Source organism: Okeania sp. SIO3I5 (genome assembly GCF_010672085.1).
In the GTDB taxonomy this organism is placed as follows: Bacteria; Cyanobacteriota; Cyanobacteriia; order Cyanobacteriales; family Microcoleaceae; genus Trichodesmium.
The window spans coordinates 1-9,444 of record NZ_JAAHHT010000314.1; the positions used below are offsets into that span (position 1 = coordinate 1).

Consider the following 9,444-nt stretch of genomic DNA (forward strand, 5'->3'; position numbering starts at 1 on the left):
TCAAAATTCAGAATCAAAATAGACTTGAACATTATCAGATTCATCAAAGATTATTAGAGAGCTGGCAATATAGATTAATTCACCATATTTAATCCTATAAACACCCTTAATAAGTTGTCTGGGTACATTTGATTTCAGCAGCGCTTGTGGCGTTGTAATCCAAACAATACTATCTACAAGTGCAAGATCCCCCTTTTTACTAGGACAAACATGAAAAAACGGACACATCCAATTACTTGTAGACGGTTCCTCTGGATTATTTCGAGATGGCGATCGCAAGCTATTACAGGGAGCGATCGCGGATTCTAAAACGTTATAATCTTCCTCATCTAAATAGTTATCCAGCAAACAAATCGTAGAAAGTGATGCTGCATTTGCACTATCATCTAAAGATTCTTGCCTACGGATCACAGAATTATGAATTTGACTCGTGTAAGAATAGCGATTAGAAACACCGATAATAGTTGCTGCGCGCTGGTTCAGTCCTTCTAGAATAACATTTAATTCCTCTTCTACATCCTTGCAATCTGTTACACTGCCAAAAACTAGAGTTGTTCGGAGATTATGCTTTGCTTGATGTACTGCTACAATTTTAGCAAGAGTGCTTTTCCCTGCATTTACCATACCAACCAAATTAACAGTGCCATCTAAATATAAGGTGTCATCTGGAGTTCCGTCATAACATTCCCAAAACGTTTTGTTTAAAATACTTTCATATTTTGCTGACTTTCCTTTACTAATTAACTGTTCATCCATCCAACAAGCAGTTGCCATTAATTCTACTTTTGTATAGGTGACACTTCCTTTTTGATTGTCATACTGAGTTAAATCAGATAAATTAAAACCTGGTAGCTGACTGTTTCTTCTAGCTTGTTGTATAGGATTACCTTGTGTTGGATTAATTTGTAGTTGCCTTAAAACCAAGTTATAGTCATCTTCTGGTATTCGATAAGATTTGACATCTTCTCCTTTTTGCGGATTTCCCGATAAATAGTGTTTATCAGGACGCGCATATTTAACTTCTGTCTTTTCTTGATCAATGTCTAAATTTCCATTATTAAATATACGATGATAGACTTGCTCCCGCGTAGCTAATAAACCACTACCCATAGACTCAATAGGTGCTGATAAAACAGCATCTGGAAACCATCTCAGATATGGTGGGATAACTTTCTGGTAAGCATCTAAACGCTCCGAAAGTATTTTAGTCGAACGCAGAGCAGACAAAAGATAAGATGCTTTTCTTACTTTGTAGCGATCGCTTGCTGATAAGTTCTGTAGTCCTTCGTGAGGTAAGTCATACAAACATAGCAAGAAACTTAAACTTTCTACAGGTTCATTTGGCATTACCAAGTGTAATAAATATAATCCAGCTTCTAGCTTAATAAACTCTTTTGCCGTTAAATCTCCTAGAGAAAATTGGTTGGAGTTCTCAACAATATTCTCTAAATCTCTTATAAGAGGAGTAAATACATTTGTTTCAAACATGGTTCTTAATTAAGTCAATTAATTCGCTTTCGTAATAAATTTCTGCATTTGAATGCTCGATAAATACCTCTTTGTAATTTGGCGTTTTTGCTTTCCGTGCATCTGGAACAACAAAGCAGTATTCATCACCTTCTATTCCATATTTTTTAATATCGTCCATAGGAAAACCTTTTTCGGAACATTTTTCCGCTAACCCATCAGGACTAACCCAGTCCTTGACATCTACACACAATTTGTATCCATCTGGACAAACAATCAGTAAATCGTAAGAATCAAGTCCTGGCCACATTGTCACTTTACACTTAAGTTCTTTAGCTCTGTCTCGCAATTTAAGCTCCGGTACTGTAGGCGAAACCAGATAATATCGAATGTCTGGAGCTGCTAATTTTACTGTTTCATTAGGTTCTATATAATCAATAAGACTTTCCTTATTTTGTGATGTGTTGAAATCGCATTTATGTACGGTACAAATCATTCTTTCATTATACATAGTCACCAGACTTCCACATAATTTGCATCTGGCAATTTTATCATTGATAAATTTACTAGCAGGAACAGAATGAGTGTATACCACATTAAAAATTCCCTCTTCTAACACTTTTGAATTAGCTTTAAATTTTGCTTTAAATCTTGCATTAAACTGCACCCTTTCTTTCAGCGTTGTAATTGAATGTTTGGCTAAAAATTCCCTAACCTGGCGATATATAGCATCCTTCTCTTCAATCGTTTTACTGCGTGATGTTAGAGCTATAATTTTCTGGTAAACTTCTTTTTGAAGAATTCCAGGCTTATTACTTTCAATAACATCTTGAGCAAATTCTTGACACTCTTCAGTAATTTTAATTTCAGGAATATTTTCTAGTAGACAAATATCTTCCTTTTGAGAAAAATTAATAGGCCAGTCTATTAAAGGAGTTGTTTTACAGAGCTTAAGAACCTCTCCTAAACTTTGAATAATTGGTTTATTTTCTCTCAACGATAACAGTGCTAATTGATTTAATGCTCGTTGCAGATTTTTAGGGTAAGGATGGGTAATACCTCCTTCTTGTTCATAAGCACTTTCTAAGTCTACTAATCCAGTTACAAGTAAATCAAAACAGGTTTCAGGTGTCACTTTCATCTTCTTGTTGCTCCTCATTTCTATAGAGCGGAATAGACTCTAAAAAACTTTGAATAATTTCCTTGGTTTCGGTGTCACAATTAAAAGTATTTACAGGTGAAGATTTAATTTCCAAAAAAATATCTTCTAGCTCTTCTCTGAGACGTTCTAGATAGTCAGAAAATAATGGAAGTTTATGTTGTTTTCCCAGAAGATGTAGGTCTATAATTTCTTTAGTTTTCCGTGGCTCTTCCCCAGCTCTTTTGTAATATTCTCGAATATCTGCTCGCTCATTTATTTTTAAAATTAAATTCCAGACATCATCTAAACTTGCCTTGTAACCTTTGTTGCCAGATTTAATTTTTCCAACTTCTGTTAAAATTTTCTGAACATTTTTTTCGACAGCAACAAAAAATTCTGCATCTGTTAGAAGGTTAGATTCTCCTCTGATAGTTGCCAGTTGCAATCCAGATTTTATCTCCTCTCGTACTATATTCCTTATTTGTTCAATTACTTCCGGTGTCATTCCTGAATCTGTATTTTTAACTGACATTTGACTCAAACTATAGATAGTAATTTTATATAGAAAAATAGCTTTCTAATCATCATATAAAAAACAAGAAAGCAAATAAAATAACAGACAAATTGAGTTGATTTGTCCCCCCAAAAAAAATACTCAATTAAACTGTGATTTTAATCAACTTTTATATACTAGCATAAAGAAATTAACTTTTATTAGATGGTGTAGGGTTTAAGGAATATGGAGAGTAGCGATCGCTTCAGACTTAATACCAATTACCATGAATTAATGCTATACTTCAGCTACACTTCAATAATTAAATATTTTCAAGATTTAAAGTATGTTTTAATAAATCAAGGTAGTATAGCATATACTTTTCCTGTTTTTTTATATCCCGAAACCTCCCACACCTTCAACACTTTCCCACCCAATTTTATGTAGCATTCTTTTTTAGAAATGCTATAAGAGTCTATTTCACTAATAGGATTTTTGGGCATTTCACTATTTCTGCATTGTGCTTCCCGGAGCATTTCCCCAGGAAAAACCCACTCATAAACCAATTTAGACTTATGACTAACTAAGTAAGACTATTGGCTAATAATTTGGTATTATTCAGCCAATGATGCAATAATATTTCGGCACTGTGAGCCATAATACTGTTCTGTTATGCCTGAAATGCCCCAATTTCCCGAAGCTCTTGCCGAAGCTCTAAATAATTTCCCGAAGCTCAACTTAGACCTACCCGACCCAGAAGATGAAGAAATTGCCGACTCTGAGTTTGAAAATGTAGTAGACACAGCCTGGAAAGTTTGCGATCGCTTTGACCTCCAGACCGAAATTTGGCGAGGCCATATCCTCAGAATCATTAGAGACCGAGAAAAAAAAGGAGGCGATGGACGGGGTAGCGGATTCCTAAATTGGCTCAAAGAAAGAGAAATTAATAAGAGTCAAGCTTATGCCTTAATAGAATTGGCCAATAGTGCTGATACTTTAATAGAAGAAGGACATCTGGACCCAGACTCCATTAATAACTTTAGCAAAAGAGCCTTTGTCGAAACGGCCAAATCTCCCACAGAAGTCCAACAAATGGTCACAGATGCAGCCAAAAAAGGCGATCGCATCACCAGACGAGAAGTTAAACAACTAGCAGATGAATGGACCGCCGTTAGTTCAGATTTGCTGCCAGACGAAATTAGAGCCAAGGCCACCTCTGGTTCCATGCCACCCCGTTATTTAGCTCCCCTAGTCCGGGAAATGGAAAAATTACCAGAATCCCACTTAAGCGCAATTCAAGAGGAAATCGTCCAAAATCCAGAAGTAGATACACTCAAGCAACTAACCTCAGATGCTCGTAACCTATCTAAATATCTTGATGCTGCAGCGAAAGTTCAAGCATTAAGTGAATCATCATTGGATATGGAAATGGTATTAGAAGAAGCTTTAAGATTGGAATGTCTCAATGTAGTTGCTGACTTGGTAAAACAATCTGCCCAACTAGAGGCAACAATGGCTAAACTTTATAGTAGCTGGAGGCGTGTAGGTAATTTATCAGAACGATTATTTGTGGATACTGGTGCTAGTACACCTCATCTACGACATCTATTAGGGTGTCTGGACAAACTTTCAAATAATGTGATTGAAATGAGTTTAAATGACCTCAATAACCAAACAGTTCGTTTACAAATACTCTCGGATGGTGATTAATTGATGTTGCATATTTGCAGGATGAATTATAACTTACACTTTGGAGGAAGAAAGGCAGGAGGCAGGAGGCAGAAGGCAGAAGGTTTTTTTCCAATTCAGGATTAATTCTATACACTTTCCGATGCTACCGGACATGATATAATATCATGTCCGGTTGAATACTTACACTTTGGAGGAAGTAAGGCAGGAGGCATCCCCCCTACCCCCCTTTGAAAGGGGGGGAGGCAGAAGGTTTTTTTCCAATTCAGGACTAATTCTATACACTTTCCGATCCTACCGGATATGATATTACTTGAAAAATATTCAACCTACATTCCGCACTTCAAAATGGGGAGGTTTGAGACCTGATTTTTTGGTCAATAGACATCTCCAAAAATAAAAAGTAAAATCAATTCTTATCCAGAAATTATCAATTGTTCTTCCCTGTTCCCTGTTCCCTGTTCCCTGTTCCCTCTTTTCTGGAGATGTCTAATGAATACGATCTATTCAGTACCATTATCTAATCTGAAAATCAGAACTTTCTAACTCAGGAGTATTAGTAACATTTGCAAATAAACCTCCTTCTCCAAAACCATTTGCTACACCATTTTGGTTATAGAACAAATTACCATTCGTCTGATTATAAATAATAACTCCTGCTACAGTTTCCGCTTGTGCGTCACTACTAACAACCTCAAACTCCTCAACAATACTAAAACCTTCACCAGGCAAACTATTAATAGCTGTAAATGTATCTCGGTCTAACAAAATTTTATCCCTGTTTTCCTGGAAGTCAGTAATAATATCTGTACCAAGATCCTCCGCTTTAAAAGGTTGGTTAGTATTAAAAATGAACTTATCCTTACTCGCACCTCCAGTTAGAGTATCGTTACCAGCACCACCATTCAAGCGATCGCGACCTGAACGCCCTTCTAAAATATCGTTACCTGCTCCTCCTAACAAAATGTCATTACCAATACTTCCAATAATTGTATCTGCTCCACTCGCTCCTAAAAGTGCATCGTTACCTCGACCTCCTACTATTTTATTCTCACCATCACTACCTGCAATATAATTATTTCGAGAGTTTCCAGAACCGTTAATATTTTCCCCCGTTAGCACCAGGTTTTCCACATTGCTTGGTAAACGATAGGTGATACTAGACTCAGCAGTATCAATACCAGCATTACCCTCTTCGATAATTATATCTGCACTGTTATTAATAATATAAGTATCGTTACCCTCACCACCTGAAAAAGTATCGCCATTATCTGTTCCCGTGAGGCGATCGCTACCTGGAGTGCCAAGAATATTATTATTTGCTGGAGTCTCATCCACATCAGTCACATTTACAGTCACCTGTTCATCAAAACTTTCTGCGGGTTCTCCACTATCAGTCGTCCGAACAGTAATCGTATGAGTCGTATTATTTTCAAAATCAAGTATTGAACCATTAGCTACTAATATTCGGTCTCCATCCAGAACAAAACGACCATCGGCATCATTGAGTAATGTATAAGTGTGAGTATCATCAGCATCAGAGTCAGTTGTAGTTAGAGTACCTACCACTGTTCCATTCTCACTATTTTCTGCCACAGTATTGTTATCTAGAGATATATCTGTAGGTTGGTTGTTGCTAGAAGTTGGTGTCTCATCCACATCAGTCACATTTATAGTCACCTGTTCATCAAAACTTTCTGCGGGTTCTCCACTATCAGTCGTCCGAACCGTAATCGTATGAGTCGTATTATTTTCAAAATCAAACAAAGAACCATTAGCTACTAATATTCGGTTTCCATCCACTGCAAAACGACCATCGGCATCATTGAGTAATGTATAAGTGTGAGTATCATCAGCATCAGAGTCAGTTGTAGTTAGAGTACCTACCACTGTTCCATTCTCACTATTTTCTGTAATGCTATTATTATCTAGAGATATATCTGTAGGTGGGTTGTTACTAGGGGTTGGAGTCTCATCCACATCAGTCACATTAATAGTCACCTGTTCATCAAAACTTTCTGCGGGTTCTCCACTATCAGTCGTCCGAACAGTAATCGTATGAGTCGTATTATTTTCAAAATCAAGTATTGAACCATTAGCTACTAATATTCGGTCTCCATCCACTACAAAACGACCATCGGCATCATCCAATAATGTATAAGTGTGAGTATCATCAGCATCAGAGTCAGTTGTAGTCAAACTACCTACCACTGTTCCATTCTCACTATTTTCTGCAACGGTATTGTTATCTATAGATATATCTGTAGGTTGGTTGTTACTAGGGGTTGGATTTGAAGATGCGACAACAAATTCAAAAGCACCAACATCAGTAATACTGCTACCATTATTATCACCATCAACAGGACGAGTTTGACCTATTTGGTCGGTATCTGGTGCGTTCCCGTTAACACCCGCATCAATAGCGGGACTATTGTCCAATAGAGGATGTATGAAAATATTATCTACTCGTTGTAAATCTGCTAATAAAGGATCGGTGAGTGTTACTCCTGCTGTTACCTTCGTATCATTAGGATTAAGTTCATCCGACTGAATATTTCCGCCACCATCACTAAACTCAGTTCCTGTATTATGAAAAATATTAAAATTATTACCACCATTGTTAGCTACATTATAGGCAACAATAGTATTTGTTAAAGTAGTATTTGAGTTACCGCCCCAAAATCCTCCACCTTGAAATCCGGCATAATTATTAGCAATAGTTGTGTTAGTAATATTAGTAGAATTAGAGGTATTTGCTAAAAGTATTGCCCCTCCTAAACCACTATTACCATCTTCACTTTCTGCTCTGTTTCCAGAAAAGGTACTATTAATAATTTCTGTAGGTGCATTTCCTCCTACCCATAAACCGCCACCTTGACTTAAAGCTAAATTATTAGCAATGGTAGTATTAGTAATAGTTAATTCTGCATTTCCTACCCTCAGTCCACCACCTAAAGCATCTCCCACTGAGTTAGAAATTATCTGATTATTAATAATTTCACTGTTTTCTATAATGATTTTATCCGGAGGATAGGCAAATAGAAATAATCCCCCACCTTGACCAGCACCTTTGTTACCATCAAAGCTACTATTACTAATTTTAATTGTTCCAGAACTTACGCCATCATTATTGCTAGCACCATCAGTATAAATTGCTCCGCCATAACCATAATCAGTATTTTGTGCAGAAGTTGAATCATTATTAATAAACTGGGAATTTTCTACCGTTAAGTTGCTCAGAAGATTATTAATTGCTCCTCCATTTACACCTTTATTATTTGTAAATTCACTATCTCTTACTGTGAGATTACTTTCACTCCAAATTAAAATTGCACCTCCAGCGTGTTCGCTCAATTGACCAGAGGAATTTCTAATTGCTTGACTTGCATCATTATTTTCAAATTGACTATTAATAATAGTGGCATTACTTTGAAATCCACTATAAATTGCACCTCCTCCTAAACCTCCTGCTGTGTTGTTAATAAATTTACTATTTTCAACAATTAAAGTGCTTGTTTGTTCAGTCCGAATTCCTGCTCCTGCTCCCTCTCTATCTACAGCGGTAGTCCTACCATCAGCAATAATTATATTTTTAACAGTCAAATTTGTGGGTTGAAAATCAGGAGTAAATTGTAAGTCTATTACCCGTGAATTATTATTGCCACTAATAGTTAAATCTTGAGCATTTCCTCCATCAAGAATTAAGTCTTTATCTATTTCTAATTGACCAGAAATTAGGGTAATAGTTTGATTAGCTAAACTGGGAGAAAATTCAATTGTATCTCCTGATTGAGCCGTGGCGATCGCTTCTCTTAAAGACCCAGTTCCATCATCGTTATTATTAGTTACTGTTAAAGTCGCAAATACACTGTTATAACTTGCCATTACTTCTGGTTGTAATGGATTTTCTGCAACAATTTTTCCTGTAGTAAATCCTAAGTTCCAATTTCCTCCTAGAAGTTTACTACCTGTTAAGTCAACTGATGCTGCAATATTTACTCCTAATATTTGACTAAGTTTCTGTACAAATTCTCCACCGATATTCGCTGCTAAATTACAGCCATAAAGTAAAATATTAGCTGTTTTGCTTAGTGCAGTTTTCCACTGTTTTATTTGTTCTTTTGCAGATATTAAACTGTCTAGATTAAGAAAAGTATTACCTAATTGTAAGCTGCCCGGACTGCCGTGAGAAAATATATGAATTGCTTCTATTTTATTTTGGGTAGTTATTTTTTTTTGTAATGTCTCAGTAATTTTATTTATGCCATTTTCTGTAGAATCCAGGATAATGACTTCTAAATCATTTACTACTCCTGTAGCTAGAAATTGATAGTTATCTAGATGAGCATCTATGAAAACCAAAGATGTAGATTGAGGCTTAATTTTACGATCGGGATATAACATTTTTGGCTCTCCTAATTATCTTTTATTTTTAGTTTTTTGGATAAATACAACCCCATAGTAATCAAATCCGCAAAATTTTGAGAGCGAGTCTTATTTGATATCAAACCCGCTTAATTCGGTAGAAAAAAATGTTCCATCTTCAACCCTTCCCACCCTTCCCACCCTTCCCACCCTTCCCACACTTCCCACACTTCCCACACTTCCCACACTTCCCACCCTTCCCACCCTTCCCACCCTTCCCACCCTTCCC

At 36.4% G+C, this 9,444-nt stretch carries 6 protein-coding genes; 1 reads left to right on the forward strand and 5 read right to left on the reverse strand.

Features of this window, described 5'->3' with window-relative positions; genetic code table 11:
- The 4 genes from F6K40_RS36270 to F6K40_RS36285 form a co-directional block, all read right to left on the reverse strand.
- A complete protein-coding gene (locus F6K40_RS36270; protein ID WP_293143843.1) occupies positions 1-1,488 on the reverse strand; it encodes a pPIWI_RE_Z domain-containing protein in 1,488 nt (495 codons plus the stop codon).
- Positions 1,481-2,608, reverse strand: coding sequence for a restriction endonuclease-related protein (locus F6K40_RS36275; protein WP_293143846.1), 1,128 nt, complete (start codon positions 2,606-2,608; stop codon positions 1,481-1,483). The genes F6K40_RS36270 and F6K40_RS36275 overlap by 8 nt, the downstream gene beginning before the upstream one ends.
- Positions 2,592-3,140 carry a hypothetical protein gene (locus F6K40_RS36280; RefSeq protein WP_293143849.1) on the reverse strand — a complete coding sequence of 183 codons (549 nt, stop codon included), beginning with the start codon at positions 3,138-3,140 and terminating at the stop codon, positions 2,592-2,594. The genes F6K40_RS36275 and F6K40_RS36280 overlap by 17 nt, the downstream gene beginning before the upstream one ends.
- Before the next feature lie 320 nt (positions 3,141-3,460).
- Complete coding sequence (locus F6K40_RS36285; protein ID WP_293143852.1) at positions 3,461-3,667, reverse strand: hypothetical protein; 207 nt, start codon at positions 3,665-3,667, stop codon at positions 3,461-3,463.
- 106 nt (positions 3,668-3,773) lie between these two features.
- Between F6K40_RS36285 and F6K40_RS36290 the strand changes: the two genes are divergently transcribed.
- Positions 3,774-4,811 (forward strand): hypothetical protein, encoded by a 1,038-nt coding sequence (locus tag F6K40_RS36290; RefSeq protein ID WP_293143855.1) that lies wholly within the window; start codon positions 3,774-3,776, stop codon positions 4,809-4,811.
- 495 nt (positions 4,812-5,306) lie between these two features.
- Here F6K40_RS36290 and F6K40_RS36295 read toward each other — a convergent pair whose 3' ends face one another.
- Positions 5,307-9,194 carry a DUF4347 domain-containing protein gene (locus tag F6K40_RS36295; protein WP_293143858.1) on the reverse strand — a complete coding sequence of 1,296 codons (3,888 nt, stop codon included), beginning with the start codon at positions 9,192-9,194 and terminating at the stop codon, positions 5,307-5,309.
- Positions 9,195-9,444 lie beyond the last annotated feature (250 nt).

Excerpts from the sequence above, each read along its gene's own strand:
- F6K40_RS36290 (WP_293143855.1), top strand. The coding sequence starts at position 3,774 with ATGCCTGAAATGCCCCAATTTCCCGAAGCTCTTGCCGAAGCTCTAAAT.
- F6K40_RS36275 (WP_293143846.1), bottom strand. The coding sequence starts at position 2,608 with ATGAAAGTGACACCTGAAACCTGTTTTGATTTACTTGTAACTGGATTA.
- F6K40_RS36280 (WP_293143849.1), bottom strand. The coding sequence starts at position 3,140 with ATGTCAGTTAAAAATACAGATTCAGGAATGACACCGGAAGTAATTGAA.
- F6K40_RS36295 (WP_293143858.1), bottom strand. The coding sequence starts at position 9,194 with ATGTTATATCCCGATCGTAAAATTAAGCCTCAATCTACATCTTTGGTT.
- F6K40_RS36270 (WP_293143843.1), bottom strand. The coding sequence starts at position 1,488 with ATGTTTGAAACAAATGTATTTACTCCTCTTATAAGAGATTTAGAGAAT.